This is a genomic window from Bacillus sp. MMSF_3353, from assembly GCF_030733445.1.
GTDB lineage: Bacteria > Bacillota > Bacilli > Bacillales > Bacillaceae_G > Bacillus_A > Bacillus_A wiedmannii.
Genome location: NZ_JASHJA010000002.1, coordinates 159,925 through 180,565, shown reverse-complemented (window position 1 = coordinate 180,565; position 20,641 = coordinate 159,925). Strand labels below are relative to the sequence as shown.

Genomic DNA, 20,641 nt, shown 5'->3' with positions numbered 1-20,641 from the left:
CTAATTAGATTATAGAAATATAAATATGGTACACTAGATATAGAAAGAATACGACTAGATTACAGAAGAGAAAGAGGAGAAGTACATGATGAAATTAGCATCTCCGAAACCATTTACATTTGAGGGTGGAGACCGCGCTGTTTTATTACTACATGGTTTCACAGGAAACTCAGCTGATGTACGTATGTTAGGGCGTTTCTTAGAGAAGAAAGGCTACACTTGTCATGCGCCAATTTATAAAGGGCACGGTGTACCACCAGAAGAGCTTGTTCATACAGGTCCTGAAGATTGGTGGCAAGACGTAATGGAGGCATATCAGCTTTTAAAAGATAAAGGCTTTGAGAAAATTGCTGTTGTTGGATTATCACTTGGCGGCGTATTTTCTTTAAAATTAGGTTATACAGTACCTGTTTTAGGTGTAGTACCAATGTGTGCACCAATGTATATTAAGAGTGAAGAAACGATGTACCAAGGTATATTGGCATATGCCCGCGAATATAAAAACCGTGAGCAAAAATCACCAGAGCAAATCGAACAAGAAATGTTGGAATTCCAAAAGACACCGATGAATACATTAAAAGCATTACAACAATTAATTGCTGACGTACGTAACAATGTGGATATGATTTATGCACCTACATTTGTTGTACAAGCACGTCATGATGAAATGATTAATACAGATAGTGCTAACATTATTTATAACGGTGTAGAATCTACGTTAAAAGACATTAAATGGTATGAAGACTCTACGCATGTCATTACACTTGATAAGCAACGTGACGAGCTACATGAGGATGTATATAACTTCTTGGAGCAACTAGATTGGTAAGATCTAGTTGCCTCTTTTTTTCATAAGGAATTTTTTGTGAAAACTGTAAAAATCATTAGGGGAGTATTAAATTTTCGCTTTATACATCCCCAGTCTTTCGGATACACTAAATAATATAAGGGTTTAAAGGAGGTATTTCTGCTTGGAAGAAATCATACAAGAAAATATTGATAAGTTGTTGTTATTTATGAGAGAAGAAGCGTATAAACCGTTAACAATACAAGAGTTAGAAGAGGCATTTGGAATTGAAGGGTCTGAGGGCTTTAAAGATTTTGTAAAGGCACTTGTAATGATGGAAGAGAAGGGACTTGTTATTCGCACACGTAGTAACCGTTACGGTCTTCCTGAAAAGATGAATTTAGTACGCGGTAAATTAATTGGACATGCACGTGGCTTTGCATTCGTTGTACCAGAAGAGAAGAAAACGGGAGATGATGATCTTTTCATCCCACCTACAGAGTTAAACGGTGCACTTCATGGCGATACAGTATTAGCGCGTGTTAGCGCACAATCAAGTGGATCACGCCAAGAAGGTTCAATTGTACGTATTTTAGAGCGCGGCACGAAAGAACTAGTTGGTACATATACAGAATCGAAAAACTTTGGATTTGTTGTACCTGACAATAAGCGCTGGACGAGTGATATCTTTATCTTGAAAAGTGCATCAATGGGTGCTGTAGAAGGCCATAAAGTAGTTGTGAAAATTACGAGCTATCCAGAGAATCGTTTAAGTGCAGAAGGTGAAGTTATTCAAATTCTAGGTCATAAAAATGATCCAGGAGTAGATATTTTATCAGTTATTCATAAACATCATCTACCTTTAGCATTCCCTGAAGAAGTGATGGAGCATGCAAACAGTGTACCAGAAACGATTTCAGAAGAAGATTTAAAAGATCGCCGTGACCTGCGTGACCAAATGATTGTAACGATTGACGGTGCAGATGCGAAAGATTTAGATGACGCTGTTACAGTAACGAAGCTCGAGAACGGTAACTACAAGCTTGGCGTTCATATTGCGGATGTAAGTCATTACGTTCAAGAAGGTTCTCCAATTGATGTAGAAGCAGCGGAAAGAGCAACGAGTGTATATCTTGTTGACCGTGTAATTCCGATGATTCCGCATCGTCTATCTAACGGTATTTGTTCGTTAAACCCGAAAGTAGACCGTCTGACGTTATCTTGTGAAATGGAAATCAACAACTTAGGTGATGTTGTAAAGCATGAGATTTTCCAAAGTGTGATTAAAACGACAGAGCGTATGACGTATGCTGACGTAAGAAGCATTTTAGAAGATGAGGACGAAGAGTTAATCAAACGCTATGAGCCGCTCGTACCGATGTTTAAAGAGATGGGTCAATTGGCGCAGATTTTACGTGAAAAACGTATGCGCCGCGGTGCAATCGACTTTGACTTTAAAGAAGCGAAAGTATTAGTAGATGAAGAAGGTAAACCGACAGATGTTGTCATGCGTGATCGTTCTGTATCAGAGAAGTTAATTGAAGAATTTATGCTTGTTGCGAACGAAACAGTAGCAGAGCATTTCCACTGGATGAACGTACCATTCATGTACCGTGTCCATGAAGATCCGAAAGAAGATAAGCTGGAACGTTTCTTCGAGTTTGTAACAAACTTCGGATATGCAGTAAAAGGACGTGCGAATGAAATACATCCTCGTGCGCTGCAACAAATTCTTGAAATGGTTCAAGGACAGCCTGAAGAAGTAGTTATTTCAACAGTAATGCTTCGTTCAATGAAGCAAGCGCGTTACGATGCGGATAGCTTAGGACATTTCGGTTTATCAACTGAGTTCTACACACATTTCACATCACCAATTCGTCGTTACCCAGATACAATCGTTCATAGATTAATTCGTGAATACATCATTAACGGTAAAGTTGACAACGAAACACAAGCAAAATGGCGTGAAAACTTACCTGAAATTGCAGAGCATTCTTCTAATATGGAACGCCGTGCAGTTGAAGCAGAACGTGAAACAGACGAAATGAAAAAAGCAGAGTATATGGTTGATAAAATCGGCGAAGAGTATGATGGTATGATTAGCTCTGTAACAAACTTCGGTTTATTCGTAGAGCTTCCAAATACAATTGAAGGTCTTGTACATGTTAGCTACTTAACAGATGATTACTACCGTTATGACGAGAAACATTTTGCAATGATCGGAGAACGTACAGGTAACGTATTCCGCATCGGAGACGAAATTACAATTCGCGTTATTAACGTAAATAAAGACGAGCGTGCAATCGACTTTGAAATCGTTGGCATGAAAGGTACGCCTCGTCGTAAGTTCAAAGATCGTCCAGTCGTTATCGAACAGCCAAGAACAGGCAGAAAGAAACGCGGTGGACGTAGCGAGCGCAGTGATGAGCGCGGCGGAGAACGTGGTACAGGTAGAAAATTCGACCGTGGTGGCAAAGGAAAAGGAAGAGGATCAGCTTCTGCTTCCACTTCCACGTCCGCTAGTCAGCCAGGGAAAAAAGATGGTAACGGTAAGAAGAAAAAAGCATTCTTCGAAAATGTACCAGGATTCAAGAAGAAAAAGAAAAAGCGTAAGTAAGAAAAGGAGGGCTTCGCTTTGATGAAAAGCGGGGCTTTTTCTTTTTTATTGGTGGCTTGAGAGCGGGCCACTTTCGCTTTTTGTTGGAATCCAGCTACAGTGGCTAGAATGTTCGGCGGCTTCGCTTCTTCCCGAGAGGCAAAGAGCGCCTCAAGGTCAGAAGCTCCATCCACCTCACATTCTGAGCGAGCCACTTTCGCTTTTTATTAACATTTGTTACAATAGTAAAAATAGAGGAGGGACGTTATATGCCAAAGGGTACAGGTAAGGTTATTGCACAAAATAAAAAAGCATTTCATGATTATTTCATCGAAGAAACATACGAGGCAGGGCTTGTCCTTCAAGGAACGGAAATTAAGTCGATTCGCGCTGGACGCGTGAACTTGAAAGATGCGTTTGCACGTGTGCATAATGGTGAAGTATGGGTACATAATATGCATATTAGTACATATGAGCAAGGGAATCGTTTCAACCATGATCCGCTTCGCACGAGAAAGTTACTTCTTCATAAAAAAGAAATTGAGAAGTTAACGGGTGCTTCAAAAGAAACAGGCTATGCATTAGTTCCAGTTAGAATTTATTTAAAAAATGGATTCGCGAAAATGGCACTTGGTTTAGCAAAAGGTAAAAAGCAATATGATAAGCGTAACGATTTAAAAGAAAAAGAAGCAAAACGTGAAATTGCACGCGCGTTCCGTGATCGTCAAAAGATGTAATACAGATATTTACATTTGTAAAACGACGCGCGTATGTTATAATAACTTATGTAAGATTGTTGCACATTGAAAAACAGCTCTTAGTAGCTATCACGATATTTCTTCGTATGCTCCATTTTTATCATGGGGACGTTACGGATTCGACAGGGATAGTTCGAGCTTAGGTTGCGAGTCGAGGGGATCGGCCTCGTTAAAACGTCAAAGCCTATAATTGGCAAACAAAACAATCTTTCTTTAGCTGCTTAATTGCACTAAAGGTTCCTCCCTCCATCGTCCATGTGGTAGGGTAAGGGACTCAAACTAAGTGGACTACGCCGGAGTTCGCCGTCTGAGGGCGAAGGAAGAGAACAATCAGACTAGCAACTTGGAAGCCTGTCGATAGGCCGAAGAGTTCGCGAAATGCTAATATATCGACTACACTCGTAGAAGCTTAAGTGCCGATATTTTTGGACGTGGGTTCGACTCCCACCGTCTCCACCAATACATATTTGGTGGTTTTTTTATTTTGTATGATATGAACCATAACTTTTCCAAATTGGCGAGGTTATGGTTCTTTTTGTTTTGTGGTTTTATAAAATGCTTAAGTTGATGAGGGGGAGGGCGGTACCCCTGAAACAGAAAATGAAGAAATAGTTATTGCTGATAAACAGGTATATACTATAGCTACCTTTAATGATTACATAATATGTATTTAAATCTTCATATCCTTTGTGTTTCTATTCACATCTATTGTAAGATTATATAGAGTTCTCCTAATAAGCTGTTACAATGGCCTTTTTTAGGGGTTTCATATTTATAAATTTAAAAATGTTTTTTTGAGATAAATTGAAGTAGAGGTGAACCATCGGTGAGGCAGGTGTTAGTAATTAAGAATGAACGGTCTTTAGCAAAAAAAATCGTAAGCGGTTTAACGCAAGAGGGCCATTTCATTTTAAAACTTCACAATGAAAACCAAGGTTTAAATATAGCATATGAACAAGATTGGGATATTATCATATTGGATTGGGATTCATTAAGTATATCGGGACCAGAAATTTGTAGACAAATACGACTTGTTAAAACGACACCGATCATTATTGTGACTGACAATATTTCTAGTAAGGATTGCATAGCAGGGCTACAAGCAGGAGCAGATGATTATATTAGAAAACCATTTGTGAAAGAAGAATTAGTAGCAAGGGTTCAAGCTATTTTAAGGAGAACTGACTATATCCAGCAAAATGAGACAAACTTTTTTCAATTTAAAGATCTCTTTGTTGATACATCTAGCAATATTGTGAAAAAAGGTAGCGAAAATCTCTCGCTTACGAAGCGCGAGTACGATTTACTTGTATTTTTAATTAAGAATAAAAATACAATATTGAGCCGTGAAATGCTTTTAAATCAAGTTTGGGGATATAACGTAGTAGTGAATCCAAATGTAGTAGACTTATATATTGGGTATGTAAGAAAAAAGTTAAAGTGTGAGAAGAGAGACAGGTATATTCAAACGATACATGGCAGAGGCTATTCAATGGTTGAATGATAAAAATAAGATAATAAAATAGTTTCTGTGAAATATGAAAAGAAGGAAACTATAAAAAGAAGATTGCTATTAGGAAATGGTCATTGTTTTGCAGTAGAAATCATGGTTCATAAGGTGCTCAATCTATTGATTAGCACGTGTGTGGACTGACTCTGGTGCGCATTAGATGAGGTTGTATCTAATTTATGTTTAATTTGATTAACTCACACCATTCACAAGATTTTCACAGAATTAATGACTATACTTATTTACAGGATGTTCAAATGAAAATGATTATCAATAGCAATTTAGATACATGAAAGTTACTATCTAATTCAATCTATGGACGTCATCATTTTCGAACTAAATTACATAATAAGGAGTATACGTATGAAAAAAACTATGCTTTTAAAATTAGTAAGTATTCTAGCAATTTTCACTTTAATGTTAGTAGCTTGCTCAGATTCAAGTAAGGAAACTTCGAAAGCTAATAAAGGTGATAGTAGTGATAAACCAAAAACGGTTGAAATCACTGATGCTCATGGAACTGTTAAAGTCCCTGTAAATCCAAAGAATGTAGTTGCTTTAGATAATAGAACGTTTGAAACTTTAGCTGATTGGGGAATTAAATTAGCGGCTGCTCCAAAGGATATCATGCCTGCGGATTCAGCATATAAAAAGGATGATTCAGTTAAAAATATCGGGAATCACCGCGAACCAAATCTTGAAATTATTGCAGCGGCAAACCCTGACCTTGTAATCGTTGGTCAAAGATTTGCTGATCATTACGAAGAAATCAAAAAATTAGTGCCAAATGCAGCTGTTATTGATCTTAATTTTGATGTTTCTGAGAAGGCTACTAAGCCTGGAGAAAACTTAGTAAAAGGACTTAAAGATTCTACAACTACTTTAGGAAAAATCTTTGCTAAAGATAAAGAAGCTAAACAATTAGTAGCTGATTTCGATAAATCTATTGAAAAAGCAAAATCTGCTTATAACGGAAAAGATAAAGTTATGAGTGTTATCGTTACTGGTGGAAATATTGGCTTTGCTGCGCCGCACTCTGGTCGCGTTTGGGGACCTATGTATGAAATTTTCGGTTGGACTCCAGCATTAGAAGTTTCGAATTCTACTGCAGGTCATAAAGGTGATGACGTTTCTGTTGAAGCTATCGCACAAACAAATCCTGATTGGCTTTTCGTATTAGATCGTGATGCTGCAACATCTGATGCAGCTAAGTCAGCTCCTGCTCAGGATGTTATTTCTAAATCACCAGCTCTTCAAAATACAACTGCTGTTTCTAAAAAACAAGTTATTTATGCACCAGCAGATACTTACACAAATGAATCAATTCAGACTTATATAGAGTTATTTGGAAATCTTGCAAAAACTTTAGCTAAGTAGTGTAAAGGGGTACGAAACAGTGTCAAAAAATATGATTTCTAGGGTTGAGAATATTTCTCAACCCCAGTTTTATAATCACAATAAAATATGGACAAAACCTTTTATAATAGCGGTTATAGTTGTTATAATTTTAGGGATTATATCACTGTTTACTGGAGTTTATGATATACGTGGACAAGAGGACGGAATGGAGATGTTTTTCATCACTCGTGTTCCGAGAACAGTTGCATTAATGCTTACTGGAGCTGCAATGGCAATGGCAGGGCTCGTAATGCAATTAATTACACAGAATCGTTTTGTTGAACCTACTACAACGGGGACGATTGAATGGTCAGGCTTAGGCCTGCTTTTTGTATATTTATTATTTCCTGCCCCGACTTTAGTTCAAAGAATGACTGGTGCAATCATTTTTTCTTTTATAGGAACTATGATTTTCTTTTTATTTTTAAGAAGAGTTAAACTTCGTTCTTCTTTAATTGTTCCAATTATTGGATTGATGCTTGGAGCAGTTATTTCTGCAGTGTCTACTTTTTTGGGACTCCTTTTTCAAATGACGCAAAGTATTGAAACTTGGTTCGTAGGTTCATTTGCTACTGTTCAGGTGGGAAGATATGAATATTTATGGCTGATTGTTATCGTTACTTTGTTTATTTTTATGTATGCTAATAGATTGACTTTAGCTGGACTAGGAGAAGATGTCGCAACAAGCCTTGGAGTTAATTACAATAGAATTGTTCTTTTTGGGACTGGTCTTATCTCTGTTGCTGTTGGAATTGTTGCAGCTGTTATTGGAAACTTACCTTTCTTGGGATTAATTGTTCCAAACATTGTTTCCATGTTTAGAGGGGATGATCTTAGGAGTAATTTACCTTGGGTATGTGTGATCGGAATGGGGACAATCACTGCCTGTGACATCATTTCTCGAACAATTATAAAGCCGTTTGAATTACCTGTTTCTTTAATACTTGCAACAGTGGGAGCGGTCGTGTTTATTACTATTCTATTGAGACGAAGAAAACCAAGGAGGCTGCGATGATCACATTAGATTATAGAAATAAAGAAAATGTCGAAGTCGATTCTAGCCTTCATAATGAAAGTAGATCAGCTAGTGCTTTTCGTTCTAAGAAGGAGGCAAGACGTTATTGGATTGTACTGACAACATTGATTGCTTTAGGTCTCCTTTCTTCATATGGACTTTTAGTTTATAACAATCCAGTTCCGATAGATTCACCTTCTTTTATCCCGGTTGTTAAGAGAAGGATAGTAGCTATTGTTGCAATGATTATTGCTGCAGTTTGCCATAGTTTATCGACAGTCGCTTTCCAATCTATTACAAATAATAAGATTATTACTCCTTCACTTTTAGGTTTCGAATCACTTTATTCAGCAATTCAAACGAGTACAATATTCTTCTTTGGTGCTAGTGCATTAATAAACTTTAATGGAATTGGATCATTTTTATTTCAAGTTGTTGTGATGGTCTTCATGAGTTTGATACTTTATGGGTGGTTACTTTCCGGTAAATACGGGAATTTACAACTTATGCTTTTAGTTGGAATTATTATTGGTACCGGGCTAAATTCTGTGTCAACTTTTATGAGAAAACTACTTGCGCCTTCAGAATTTGATATTTTACAAGCGAGATTATTTGGTTCTGTTAATCATGCAGACCCTGCATATTTTCCTGTTGTAATTCCTATGATCATAATTGTAGCGTTATTAATTTTTGCTCATTCTAAGAAGTTGAATGTTTTGTCACTAGGAAAGGATGTTGCTACTTCTTTTGGGGTTAAATATCAACCTAGTGTAATTTATACGCTTGTGTTAGTAGCTATTTTAATGTCTATCTCAACAGCTCTAATTGGGCCACTTACTTTCTACGGCTTTTTAGTAGCAACTTTGAGTTATCAGGCGGCGTCAACTTATGATCATAGATATATTTTCCCAATGGCTTTTGCTATAGGATTTTTAATAATGACGAGTGCATACTTTTTAATGTATCATGTATTCCATGCTCAAGGTGTAGTTTCAGTTATTATTGAATTATTTGGTGGAATCATATTCTTAACTATAGTTTTAAGGAAGAGGGCTTTATGATAAAAATCGATAATGTTAAAAAGTTCTATACTGATAAGGTGAAAATAGGACCTTTGGATATTGAAATACCAAAAGCGGGCTTTACTTCTTTAATTGGACCAAATGGTGCTGGAAAGTCTACGACACTATTGATGATTGGAAGACTTTTAGATATGGATGAAGGCCAAATTCAAGTAGCGAATATGGATGTTTCTGAATCCAAATCAAAAGACTTAGCAAAAATTTTGACTATATTGCGACAAGAAAATCATTTTGTAACGAGGCTTACCGTTAGACAACTAGTTGGATTTGGGCGCTTTCCTTATTCAAAAGGAAGATTAACTAAAGAAGATGAGGTTATCATTTCTAAATATATCGATTTCTTAGATTTAACTAGTTTAGAGAATAGATATTTAGATGAGCTTTCTGGTGGTCAAAGACAAAGGGCATATGTAGCGATGGTATTGTGCCAAGAGACTGAATATGTGCTATTGGACGAGCCTCTGAACAACCTTGATGTTGCGCGCTCTGTTCAAATGATGGAGCATTTGAGGCGTGCAGCTAATGAATTCGGAAGAACAATTTTGACTGTTATGCATGACATAAATTTTGCAGCTAAATACTCTGATAAAATTTGTGCTATGAAAGATGGGCAAATTGCTGCTTTTGGAACAGTAGAAGAGGTTATGGACCCAACACTTTTGACAGATATTTTTGAAACAAAAATAGAGATTATTAATGGTCCTTATGGGCCGATCGCTGTTTATTAGTTACAAAATGAGTATGCAAAAAAAAGCTGCTGTCTATATTTTATAGGCAGCAGCTTTTTTAATGCGGTTGCCCATGATAACTCTTAATATTTCTGGCTGCTCGTAACAGTTCTGCATGTATTTCATTACTTCCGGTCCTGCGATGCTTCCAACAATAAACTTGTAAATTACTTATGAAATGCAAAGGAATGTTTCGTGTTTTCAAGTATTTACCAAACGAAAAATTTATCTCTGTATAACTTTTTATAAGAATTCAGCTTGTTTTTTTGTATGTAATATTGCATATAAGAGTGTATTGATAAAAGTGTAGGGGGTCACTATAATGAGGGCATAAAGATAAATCACATTTTCGTAGCAATAAAAAAGGAGGAAATAATATGGAAATCGCAATGGCAGTTTTGAAATTTATAGGTGGCGTAATCCCGTTAATTCAAGAACTTTTGAAAGCATTTATGTAGGTTTATTAGTTAGCTATCATTTATCAATCATTATCATATCTTACTAAAAAAAGAACGGGGTGATTTTTCTGAATATTAAGAAAAACACTAAAAGAAGAAAGTTCCTTGCGTGTTTATTAGTTAGTCTATGCACTATTAATTATTCATCTATTTCCTTCGCAGAAACACAAGTAGGTAATGCAACTGATGTAACCAAAAATGCTAGTGGCATTGATACTGGTATAGCAAATCTTAAATATAATAATCAAGAAGTTTTAGCTGTAAATGGTGATAAGGTAGAGAGTTTTGTTCCGAAAGAAAGTATCAATTCAAATGGTAAATTTGTAGTAGTGGAACGTGAGAAAAAATCAATTACAACTTCACCAGTCGATATTTCGATTATTGATTCTGTGGTGAATCGTACGTATCCAGGAGCGGTACAACTTGCAAATAAAGCTTTTGCAGACAATCAACCGAGTTTATTAGTGGCTAAGAGAAAGCCTTTGAATATTAGTATAGACTTACCTGGCATGAGAAAAGAAAATACAATTACTGTCCAAAATCCGACATATGGTAATGTGGCTGGAGCAGTAGATGATTTAGTATCTACTTGGAATGAAAAGTATTCTAAAACACATACGTTACCTGCAAGAATGCAGTATACAGAATCTATGGTTTATAGTAAATCACAAATCGCAAGTGCCCTTAACGTTAACGCTAAATATCTCGATAACAGTCTAAATATCGATTTTAATGCGGTTGCAAATGGAGAGAAGAAAGTGATGGTAGCGGCATATAAGCAAATATTTTATACCGTAAGTGCTGAACTACCTAACAATCCATCCGATCTTTTTGATAATAGTGTTACTTTTGGTGAGTTAACTCGTAAAGGTGTAAGTAATTCGGCTCCACCTGTTATGGTTTCAAATGTAGCTTATGGTAGAACTGTTTATGTAAAATTAGAAACAACATCTAAGAGTAAAGATGTACAAGCTGCTTTTAAAGCCTTACTTAAGAATAACAGCGTCGAAACGAGTGGACAGTATAAAGATATTTTTGAAGAAAGTACCTTTACTGCTGTAGTATTAGGCGGAGATGCGAAAGAGCATAACAAGGTTGTTACTAAAGATTTCAATGAAATCCGAAATATCATTAAAGATAATGCTGAATTAAGTCTTAAAAATCCAGCATATCCAATTTCATATACAAGCACTTTCTTAAAAGATAATGCAACTGCTGCTGTTCATAACAATACAGATTATATTGAGACGACAACTACAGAATATTCAAGTGCTAAAATGACACTTGATCATTACGGTGCTTACGTTGCCCAATTTGATGTATCTTGGGATGAATTCACATTTGATCAAAATGGGAAAGAAGTACTAACACATAAAACATGGGATGGTAGCGGCAGAGACAAAACAGCTCATTACTCTACAGTTATCCCTCTTCCACCAAATTCAAAAAATATAAAAATCGTAGCTAGAGAATGTACTGGTCTTGCATGGGAATGGTGGAGAACAATTATTAATGAACAAAATGTTCCATTAACAAATGAAATAAAAGTTTCAATTGGAGGAACAACATTATACCCAACGGCTAGTATTAGTCATTAGGTATAAAAAAGCGCCCTGTAATCAGGGCGCTTTTTTACTTAGTCACAAATTTTACTCTTTCCAAAACTGCTCTAGCAAAATAACGATTATAGTACCTACGAGTAATCCGTTACTTAAAACATATTGTAAGGAAGAAGGAACTCCGCTAAATGCACTTTCTGGAAGAAACATTATTCCCAAACTGATTAATAATGAAATTCCTAATATAGTTAATCGGCGTTGCTTTAATTCTTCAAGTAAAATGGATTGAAATGAAATGCCTATTACTTGGACAAATGTAGCTAAAAGTGCAGAATTAGCAATAGGACCTGGTAGCAAGGATATAAAGTTTACAATTGAGGGGATAAAAGAAATACCTGCTAATATAAGACTTGCTATAAGAAACGACTTCACCTTTTTTTGACCTGTTAGTTGAATGAATCCTGCTGATGCAGGTAATGGTACAATTCCAATTGTAGAGAACAATGATGAGATAATATGTGATATACCTCCGACCCATACACCACGGTTCAGTGTTTGCTTTTCATTTTCTTTAGATAGGGGAGCCACTTGTTTTACAGCCGAAATAGCAGCAATTGTATTTGCAACTAAAAGAAAAGTAAATAAAGTTGCAGTTAGAGTCATTCCAATATCGAATCTAGGTGTCCCCCAAGCAAATACCTCTGGTAACTTAACTAGCGTTGTATGTGAAGGCATATGAGATGATTTTCCTAATACTGCATACAAAAGCCAACCACATGAAATTCCAAGTAACACAGCGTAACTTTTCATCCATCCTTTCCCTTTAATTGATAAGAAAGTAATAAGGGCAAAAACAAAGAGCGCAATAGTAGCTGTTGTATAGTCAGGATGAGTTGCAGGTCCTTGTAATCCCATCATTCCTTTTAGTAACACACCACTAAGCTGAAGAGATAATATTAAAAGAAAGGTTCCTGTAACCAAGGGTGTAAATAAACGTAAGATTCGATGAACAAGCCCTGTTATACCAAGAAAGAAGAGTAATATACCTGCAATAATTAATCCGCCTTCTAAAAGTTGCAACACGTCTTTTGCACTTTGTCCCTGATGCATAGCGACTTGTCCCAATATGACAAATATACTTACCCATGAACCGGCTGGCCCGTCCGCAATGGGGTAACGATGCCCAAACCACGCTTGTAGAAACGAACTTACTCCCACGACTAAAAAAGTCCGCTGCATTAATGTTGAGATATCTTCTATTGGTAAATGAAATATGCCACCAATAATGATAGGTAACGCAATTGCATTTGCTAATAGAAACACAAACCATTGTAGAATACTAAAACTCGTATCAAAGTGTTTTTTATTCATATTATTCTCCTTTGCCGAAAAAGAATCTCATAGTAAAAATCCATCCTTTCTACACAGTTAGATTAAAAAGGATGGATTTATTAAATCTATAAAATTATTTTAATTATATAGATAGATTTTTAATTAATTACCATGTACGGAATGGTAAGAATTTCCCATTAAGTGTAATCACGATACGAGGATCGCCACCTTTTGGATCTTCTTGTGTATCCACACCTAGGTTGAAGTTAATCGCACTCATTACACCTTCGCCCGCTTTTTCTAAGATTAACTCTCTAATAGTTGGTGCATATTGTAACATCATTTCATATAAACGATATGCAATCGGGTCAGTAGGAGGCATTTCCATTACTTGGCCACGAAGTGGAACTACTGTTAATGCTTGAACTACTTCTTCATCTAATTCTAATAGTTTACCGATTTTTTCTGCTTCTGGACGTGTCATTGTAGCTTGTCCTAATAACGCTGTTACAACCCAAGTCTCAGAGTTTTCACTTACTTTTGCAATTTCTTCCCAAGTTAACCCTTTTTTAATTTTTGCCGCTAGAATTTTTTGCGTAGCTTCTTGTCTATTCATATCTAATACTTGTCTTTTCATATCTCATAACTTCCCTTCATGTACGTAATAATTATTATTTTGCTTCACTATTTAACGCTTTATATCCATCAACCACTACATCTAATTTACCTGTGTGAGGGTCAATAACTAAACCGTGTACAGGAACATCTTTTGGAATAAGTGGGTGATTTCTTACTAAATCAACATTAGCTTGTGTTGAATCGCAAACATCATCGAATCCGAATAACCATTTTTTAAGGTCAACACCAGCATATTCAATCGCTGATAAAATTTCTGGTGAAGCTACTCCACGATCTAATATTTTTTGAAGTGTTCCTTTTGGATTCGTTTGGCTCGCACCACATCTATGGTGTCCAATAAGGAAGATTTCATCTGCATTTAAATCGTATACTGACGCGACAACACTTTGCATAACACTATCGAAAGCAGAAGCAATTTTACCACCTGCATTTCTGATGACTTTTGCATCACCATCGTGTATATCTAAAGCTTTTGGAAGTAGCTCAATTAAACGAGCATCCATGCAAGAAACAACAACCATACGTTTTTTAGGCATTTTTGTCGCTTCACGAGGAGCGTATTCCTTATTTTCTACAAATTGTTCATTGAACGATAGAATTTCTTGTAATAACATATTTGTAACCTCCTTTAAATCTAGATGTATTTTTTTGTTGCGTCCTCTATGTTATAAGTAAATATAACTGATAAATAATGTGATGTAAGAGGATAAACTAAGTATAGTGAATTGTATCGATAAGCAGAATAAGTTGGCGAAACACTTTCGGGCTTTCTACTTTCACGGTGAAAGGATTGGTTTATATCATTGATCAAACAGATTTTGAGATACTGAAATTATTAGGAGAAAACTCAAGAATACAATGGAAAGAGCTTGGCCAAAAAATACATATGACGGGGCAGGCCGTAGGAAATCGAATTCGAAGATTAGAGGATTTAGGGATTATTGAACAGTATACAATTGCAATAAACCGAATCAAATTAGGACAAGTAGTGACTGCATTTGTTACTTTGTTCGTAACAACAGCTAATCACCAAGAGTTTATGAATTTCTTTCAAGGAGAAGAAGGGATTTCTGAAGTACACCGTATAAGTGGTGAGGGGTGTTATTTATTAAAAACACATTTTGCGTCCAATGAAGACTTAGATAACTTTCTAGGACGACTATTAAAATACGGGAATTATCGTGTTAACTTATCAATAGGAAAGTTGAAATAAGGTTTCTTTTCCTTGGAGGGGATGGCAACATTATTTGCTAAACTTTATTTGTATAGAGATAATGAAGTCGTTTCATGTTTATCTTAAATAGTCAGAGCCTTACTACAATTTATGTGTAGTAAGGCTTTTTAAAGTTGTTAAAAAAATACATTGTAAGGAAGAAGGAAAGCCGTTAACAATAATGTAATTTCTAATAGAGTTAATTGATTGTATTGTAAAATTTTTTGAGATGAATTGTAGGGGGGAATGAAGATCTTATAGAAGGGATTCTTATAGGAAGGGGATGTCCATGTTCGATTCAACAGATTTTAAAATTATAAAGTTACTACAAGAAAACGCTAGAATGAACTGGAAGGAAATTGGAGAGAGAGTACATTTGACTGGCCAGGCTGTTGGGAAACGAATTAATAAATTAGAAGAGGCAGGTGTCATTCAAAAATATACGATAGATATCGATAGGGCTAAGTTAGAAGGGTCTATTATGACGTTTGTTACACTATTTCTGCATGCGCCACATTATCATAATCAAATTCAAACCTTTTTTGAAAAAACGGACGTAATTACTGAAATGTATCGTATAAGTGGCGATGGCTGTTATATCATGATTCTTCACACATCTTCACATCAACAATTAGAAGAGACTCTTGCAGATGTTTTACATTATGGTGATTATCGTATAAATACTGTCATTAAGACAATTGAAAAAAAGAAAGAATAACATATTTATCCTTTCTTTTTTTATATGGAAATGGAATTCTTTATTTGTTTTTGTTTATAAAATTGTTTGCTGACATGACTTTTGCATAAATATCACCAAACTCTAATGCGCTCATGAATGACTGATGAGCGTGTACTGCGGGGATTAGATTTCCTTGAAATTCTAAATCTTTTGTTGTACAAGCATCTTCAATTACAACACATTGAAATCCTAAATCACTGGCAGCACGTACTGTTGCATCAATACATACGTGAGTCATCATACCGCAAATGACTAGTTGATCTATTTTTTCCTTCTTTAATGTTTCAAATAAATTGGTTCTTAAAAAACTGTTAGGGTGATGTTTTTGTATGACTCTTTCGTTAGCAATCGGTTGTACATCATCATGAATTTGAACACCTACTGTTTCAGGTAAGAAGAAAGTAGCTCCTTCATTGTTCGCAATATGTTGTACGTGAATAACTGTGTTATATTTTTCACGAAATACTTTCAAGACTTCTTGCGCTTTTTGTGCGGCTTTTTCAGGTTGATGCAATTCCATATTGCCGCCTTTAAAGTAATCATTTTGTATGTCGACTAATAGTAACGCTTCGTTCATAGTTAATCCCCCCACATATATTTGTACAGTACGTTGTTTGTACTGTACCGTTATTATATAAAGTGTAGGTATGTGCAGGTAATAATGTCATGAAACGATTTTGACGCATATAGTTTCATTGTGAAAAAGCTAAAAGATACAAAGTAAAGATTGGGGAAACGGCTATATTAAGCGTAAATATCAGGATGGTGAAGTGATAGTGAAAGAGGACGATCATATTTGATTTAACACTTTTGCTAGTATAATTTTGCTATAATAAATACGTACTTACACGAAGGGGAGTTTAAAGATAAAATGAAGTCGTTTAATATCGATCATCTTATAGCTAGTGTTTTGCAATGGATATTAAATATAGCTTTAATTATATTATCCATTGTGTTATCGATTTTCTTAGTGAATGAGACAATTACATTTGTGCAGTATATCTTTTCGGAAAAGGAGTATACATCGTATAAATTGGTTGAAAGTATTATCGTCTACTTCTTATACTTCGAGTTCATCGCATTGATTATTAAGTATTTTAAGTCGAATTATCATTTCCCGTTACGTTATTTTATTTATATCGGAATTACGGCGTTAATTCGTTTAATTATCGTATCTCATGAGGAACCGATGGAGACGTTGTTATATGCGGGATCCATTCTTGTTTTAGTCATTGCTTTATACATATCAAATATGAGAGATTTGAGAAAAGAGTAGTAGTGCAGACGTAAGTTTGCACTACTTTTTTACGTCTTGACATTCAAGTTACTTGAAAGTTTACAATGAAATTAGGGCGTTTGAAATTGAAAAAAATTGAGAAATTAAGTGAAGAAGTTTCTTTTACTTGGAGGTTATAGCAATGAGTCAGGATTTGAAGTTACGTCCTTTAGAACGAGAAGATTTAAAGTTTGTACACGAACTGAATAATAATGCACATATTATGTCGTATTGGTTTGAAGAGCCATATGAGGCATTTGTGGAGCTGCAGGATTTATACGATAAACATATACATGATCAAAGTGAACGGCGTTTTATCCTAGAGAAAGATAATGAGATGGTTGGATTAGTTGAGTTAGTGGAAATTGATTATATTCATCGAAGAACAGAATTCCAGATTATTATTGATCCGAATTATCAAGGACATGGTTATGCAGCGGAAGCGACGCGTTTAGCGATGGATTACGCTTTTTCTGTATTAAATATGCATAAACTCTATTTAGTTGTTGATAAAGAGAATGAAAAAGCAGTACATGTTTATAAAAAAGTTGGATTTATGGTAGAAGGAGAACTTCTCGACGAATTTTTCGTTGATGGTAACTACCATAATGCGATAAGAATGTGTATGTTTCAGAAGCAATATTTTAGAACGAAATAATGGAGTGAAAAGGCTATAGATAATGATTGTCTATAGCCTTTTTGTTGTGTTTAACAATAACTATTTATTGTAAAACAATAAATAGTTATTGACTGAGAATGTTAGTGGGCTTATTATGATGGTAGTGATAATAGTAAAAAGGAATGCAGATAAATTAATTGTGAAATCAAAGGAGAATATATGATGAAAAAATATTTATTAGCTTCTAGTCCAATATTTTTAGGAGTGTTATGTATCATTATGTTTAATGTAATTGGTTCGGAAGTAAAACGAGATGGAACTTTAGTGGAGCCATTTTACTTAATTCCGTTAGCATATTTATTTACTTTCACTGGAATTGTTGCAATTTTGTGTGTGGCTCTTTTCTCGGTGCTTCGAAAAAAGACAGCGTAATAAAACACTTGTCATGAAATAGAAACATACGATAGGGAAGAAAAATAAAAAGTGAGCTGAATCATGGTGAATCATTATTGTTATCCTGAAAGGCAAGTTGGATCGGCTATTACTTTGGCAGGAGCACAGGGGACAATTCATGCTGTGAATCAAGCGATTCAAATGCAGCAGCAAGCATATTTTGCACAAATGATGCAAGGGCAGTATATGTCGTACTCACAGCCTCCGATGCAAATTGTACATTACGATGTGCATCCAGCGGGTTTATTCTCCATTCCATATGGCGGGACATACTTCTTATGAAAGAAAGCGACTGATAAGAGTCGCTTTCTTTTTTTATATTCCGCCTAGTTTCATTCCAAGGAATGCAAAAAGGATACCAATAATATAAGTAGCACTTAAATATAGAAATAGTATGCCAAAGTTTTTACGATTGAAGAGCTGAATGGACTCTAGTTTAAATGTTGAAAACGTCGTAAAGGCACCCATAAATCCAGTACCTAATAATAATTGCCAACCTGTAGTGACCCCGTTGCCAATTATATATCCGAGTAAAAACGCGCCTGTTATATTAATGAGAAATGTAGCAATTGGAAAGGAAGTTTTATTTCTTTTTTTAAACCAATTACTAATTGCAAATCGTGTAATAGCACCGAAAAATCCACCTGTTGCCACTAATAAAGCTTCTATCATAAGTGATCACCTTCCGTAAGATGTTTCTTAATTAAGAAATCACCTAGTGTATAGCCAAGAGCAGACATAATGAGGCCACCGAGTATGCTGCATGATACATATAAGAAAGCCGTAGTCCATTCAGAATGATGGATTAATTGAACAGTTTCTACACTGAATGTTGAAAACGTCGTAAAGGAACCGATGAATCCAGTCCCAATGCCTGTGATAATTTCTGAAGACAAGATGTTTCTCCGAGCGATATACGTAGTCAGCCACGCTAATAAGAAGCAGCCGAGTAAGTTGATGAGCAATGTAGCTAGCGGAAATGAATGATTCCATGAAGTATGAATAGTAAGACCTAAATAATAGCGAGAAAGGGCTCCTAATATACCGGCTATGCCAACGATAATATAAATCAATTTCTTCACCTCTTTAAATAGCTTGCTCAAAAAAATAGACTCCTACCAGTAGTTATCCTGGTAGGAGTCATTAGCTAAGCAGCAGTTATGGCGAACTCCATCGCCTATGATTATTACATATAGTGTACTAAAAATTGCGTAGAATTTCCAGTGAAGAAGTGGAGCTGTTTTGTATGTATGTGATGGTTTAGGATAGAGAGTTTATACTTATAAACTAAATATAGTGATATAAGGTTTTTGATATGATAAAATGTTTCGTATGTCTGTCATTCGCTTCAGTTAACTGAAAATAAAGAAAAGTAAAATTGGTAGTTTTAGAAAAGGAGTCGTTCGTTTGAAAAAATTATTAAAAATAGTACTTATATGTATTTTAGTAGGGGTGGGAGTTGTAGGTGGTTTTTTAGCGTATATGACACTTACAAAAGAACAGCCAGCTAATGTTATAAGTTTGAAGGTGGAAAATAATAAGGAACGCGTGTTAGCGCTTGGAAATGAATTTAAAGTTACAACATTTAATATTGGATATGCTGGATTAGATAAGGATCAAGACTTCTTTATGGATGGTGGAAAAGGTTCTGGTTCAAGTAGTAAAGAGCAAACGGAAACGAATTTAAAGAAAATGCTTTCGTTTTTACAAAATGAGAATAGTGATTTTACGTTATTACAAGAAGTTGATATAAAATCAATGCGATCTTTTGATGTAAATGGGCATGAATTTTTGAAAAAAGGATTACCTGATTATGCTTCGTCGTTCGGAAAGAACTATGACACAAAATGGGTCCCTGTACCAATTACAAGTCCAATGGGATATGCGGAGGCTGGATTAAGTACGTTTTCTAAATATACAGTTCAAACAGCGCAGAGGTTCCAGCTTCCTGGAATGGAGCCTTGGCCAAAGCGTTTGTTTGATTTAGATCGAGCGATTGTTGAGCATAAAATACCTGTTAATAATGGGAAGTTTGTGAGACTCGTAAATTTACATTTGTCTGCGTATGATGAAGGCGGGAAAATTAGAAAACAGCAAGTAGAGTTTTTAAAAGAATATATGAACAAGCATTATGAAAATGGTGATTACGTAATAATGGGCGGAGATTGGAATCAATTACTTTCGAACGCTCAGTTAAGTGATCCGAAGTTTGTGAAAGAGCGTCCTGAGTGGTTAGTGGAGTTACCAAAGGACTTTACTGATGGTGGCTTTAAGTGGGCTGTAGATCCGTCTGTTATGACTGTGAGAGATGATGTGAAGAAGTATGTGGAAGGTGAAAACTTTGTCACGATTATTGATGGTTTTATCGTTTCACCGAATGTGGAAATTGTAAATGTACAAGGGAAAGATTTAAAGTTTGAAAATAGCGATCATAACCCAGTAAGTGCGGTATTTAAGCTGAAGTAATCGATATGTATAA

At 35.6% G+C, this 20,641-nt stretch carries 22 protein-coding genes, 1 other RNA gene and 1 riboswitch; of the genes, 17 read left to right on the top strand and 6 right to left on the bottom strand.

All coding sequences use genetic code 11. The features are described 5' to 3' along the window. Positions 1-88 precede the first annotated feature (88 nt). From estA to alo, 10 genes are all read left to right on the top strand, one after another. Positions 89-829: a carboxylesterase gene (gene estA, locus RBB48_RS06200; protein WP_000761972.1), complete on the top strand. Its 741-nt coding sequence runs from the start codon at positions 89-91 to the stop codon at positions 827-829. 142 nt (positions 830-971) lie between these two features. Further along, on the top strand, positions 972-3,404 hold the full coding sequence (rnr, locus tag RBB48_RS06195) for a ribonuclease R (RefSeq protein ID WP_088064782.1): 2,433 nt from the start codon (positions 972-974) through the stop codon (positions 3,402-3,404). A 248-nt stretch (positions 3,405-3,652) separates the two neighbouring features. Beyond that, complete coding sequence (smpB, locus tag RBB48_RS06190; RefSeq protein ID WP_001123922.1) at positions 3,653-4,120, top strand: SsrA-binding protein; 468 nt, start codon at positions 3,653-3,655, stop codon at positions 4,118-4,120. 125 nt (positions 4,121-4,245) lie between these two features. Further along, positions 4,246-4,600, top strand: a transfer-messenger RNA (tmRNA) gene (gene ssrA, locus RBB48_RS06185). Between the two features lie 367 nt (positions 4,601-4,967). Further along, entirely contained in the window at positions 4,968-5,645 is a 678-nt protein-coding gene (locus RBB48_RS06180; protein WP_087983994.1) for a response regulator transcription factor, read from the top strand. Between the two features lie 369 nt (positions 5,646-6,014). Beyond that, a complete protein-coding gene (locus tag RBB48_RS06175) occupies positions 6,015-7,028 on the top strand; it encodes a siderophore ABC transporter substrate-binding protein (protein WP_087983993.1) in 1,014 nt (337 codons plus the stop codon). A 19-nt stretch (positions 7,029-7,047) separates the two neighbouring features. After that, the gene (locus tag RBB48_RS06170; RefSeq protein WP_046955599.1) at positions 7,048-8,064 is read left to right on the top strand and encodes an ABC transporter permease; all 1,017 of its coding nucleotides are present in this window, start codon (positions 7,048-7,050) and stop codon (positions 8,062-8,064) included. Further along, a complete protein-coding gene (locus RBB48_RS06165; protein ID WP_000631136.1) occupies positions 8,061-9,125 on the top strand; it encodes an iron chelate uptake ABC transporter family permease subunit in 1,065 nt (354 codons plus the stop codon). Before RBB48_RS06170 ends, RBB48_RS06165 begins: the two co-directional genes overlap by 4 nt. Next, the gene (locus tag RBB48_RS06160; RefSeq protein ID WP_000590056.1) at positions 9,122-9,874 is read left to right on the top strand and encodes an iron ABC transporter ATP-binding protein; all 753 of its coding nucleotides are present in this window, start codon (positions 9,122-9,124) and stop codon (positions 9,872-9,874) included. The genes RBB48_RS06165 and RBB48_RS06160 overlap by 4 nt, the downstream gene beginning before the upstream one ends. A gap of 517 nt (positions 9,875-10,391) precedes the next feature. Further along, the gene (alo, locus tag RBB48_RS06155; protein ID WP_088064781.1) at positions 10,392-11,930 is read left to right on the top strand and encodes an anthrolysin O/cereolysin O family cholesterol-dependent cytolysin Alo; all 1,539 of its coding nucleotides are present in this window, start codon (positions 10,392-10,394) and stop codon (positions 11,928-11,930) included. 51 nt (positions 11,931-11,981) lie between these two features. Here alo and RBB48_RS06150 read toward each other — a convergent pair whose 3' ends face one another. The 3 genes from RBB48_RS06150 to RBB48_RS06140 form a co-directional block, all read right to left on the bottom strand. Continuing rightward, complete coding sequence (locus RBB48_RS06150; protein ID WP_306007462.1) at positions 11,982-13,262, bottom strand: purine/pyrimidine permease; 1,281 nt, start codon at positions 13,260-13,262, stop codon at positions 11,982-11,984. 127 nt (positions 13,263-13,389) lie between these two features. Beyond that, positions 13,390-13,839 carry a cyanase gene (gene cynS / locus RBB48_RS06145; protein ID WP_029443571.1) on the bottom strand — a complete coding sequence of 150 codons (450 nt, stop codon included), beginning with the start codon at positions 13,837-13,839 and terminating at the stop codon, positions 13,390-13,392. 55 nt (positions 13,840-13,894) lie between these two features. Continuing rightward, a complete protein-coding gene (locus RBB48_RS06140; RefSeq protein WP_076541667.1) occupies positions 13,895-14,476 on the bottom strand; it encodes a beta-class carbonic anhydrase in 582 nt (193 codons plus the stop codon). Between the two features lie 167 nt (positions 14,477-14,643). Between RBB48_RS06140 and RBB48_RS06135 the strand changes: the two genes are divergently transcribed. Next, positions 14,644-15,075, top strand: coding sequence for an Lrp/AsnC family transcriptional regulator (locus tag RBB48_RS06135; protein ID WP_002008929.1), 432 nt, complete (start codon positions 14,644-14,646; stop codon positions 15,073-15,075). 289 nt (positions 15,076-15,364) lie between these two features. Continuing rightward, positions 15,365-15,793, top strand: a complete 429-nt coding sequence (locus tag RBB48_RS06130) for an Lrp/AsnC family transcriptional regulator (RefSeq protein ID WP_223270633.1) — start codon at positions 15,365-15,367, stop codon at positions 15,791-15,793. 40 nt (positions 15,794-15,833) lie between these two features. On the opposite strand, the gene RBB48_RS06125 is transcribed toward RBB48_RS06130, so the two are convergent. Further along, positions 15,834-16,391, bottom strand: a complete 558-nt coding sequence (locus tag RBB48_RS06125; RefSeq protein ID WP_088064779.1) for a cysteine hydrolase family protein — start codon at positions 16,389-16,391, stop codon at positions 15,834-15,836. A gap of 294 nt (positions 16,392-16,685) precedes the next feature. Here RBB48_RS06125 and psiE point away from each other — a divergent pair, with 294 nt between their 5' ends. The 4 genes from psiE to RBB48_RS06105 all read left to right on the top strand — a co-directional run bounded on the left by psiE (position 16,686) and on the right by RBB48_RS06105 (position 18,444). Then, complete coding sequence (gene psiE / locus RBB48_RS06120; RefSeq protein ID WP_000834706.1) at positions 16,686-17,090, top strand: phosphate-starvation-inducible protein PsiE; 405 nt, start codon at positions 16,686-16,688, stop codon at positions 17,088-17,090. 142 nt (positions 17,091-17,232) lie between these two features. Further along, the gene (gene speG, locus RBB48_RS06115) at positions 17,233-17,748 is read left to right on the top strand and encodes a spermidine N1-acetyltransferase (protein WP_088064778.1); all 516 of its coding nucleotides are present in this window, start codon (positions 17,233-17,235) and stop codon (positions 17,746-17,748) included. 180 nt (positions 17,749-17,928) lie between these two features. Then, positions 17,929-18,141: a DUF3955 domain-containing protein gene (locus RBB48_RS06110; protein ID WP_088064777.1), complete on the top strand. Its 213-nt coding sequence runs from the start codon at positions 17,929-17,931 to the stop codon at positions 18,139-18,141. 63 nt (positions 18,142-18,204) lie between these two features. After that, positions 18,205-18,444, top strand: coding sequence for a DUF3947 family protein (locus RBB48_RS06105; protein ID WP_046955610.1), 240 nt, complete (start codon positions 18,205-18,207; stop codon positions 18,442-18,444). A 33-nt stretch (positions 18,445-18,477) separates the two neighbouring features. Here the strand turns inward: RBB48_RS06105 and crcB (RBB48_RS06100) are convergent, their stop codons facing one another. Both crcB (RBB48_RS06100) and crcB (RBB48_RS06095) read right to left on the bottom strand, forming a co-directional pair. Beyond that, on the bottom strand, positions 18,478-18,834 hold the full coding sequence (gene crcB / locus RBB48_RS06100; protein WP_088064776.1) for a fluoride efflux transporter CrcB: 357 nt from the start codon (positions 18,832-18,834) through the stop codon (positions 18,478-18,480). Then, the gene (gene crcB / locus RBB48_RS06095) at positions 18,831-19,235 is read right to left on the bottom strand and encodes a fluoride efflux transporter CrcB (protein WP_176546148.1); all 405 of its coding nucleotides are present in this window, start codon (positions 19,233-19,235) and stop codon (positions 18,831-18,833) included. The genes crcB (RBB48_RS06100) and crcB (RBB48_RS06095) overlap by 4 nt, the downstream gene beginning before the upstream one ends. Before the next feature lie 54 nt (positions 19,236-19,289). Further along, positions 19,290-19,349: riboswitch (Fluoride riboswitch) on the bottom strand. 220 nt (positions 19,350-19,569) lie between these two features. Between crcB (RBB48_RS06095) and RBB48_RS06090 the strand changes: the two genes are divergently transcribed. Next, the gene (locus RBB48_RS06090) at positions 19,570-20,628 is read left to right on the top strand and encodes an endonuclease/exonuclease/phosphatase family protein (protein ID WP_088064775.1); all 1,059 of its coding nucleotides are present in this window, start codon (positions 19,570-19,572) and stop codon (positions 20,626-20,628) included. Positions 20,629-20,641: the final 13 nt, after the last annotated feature.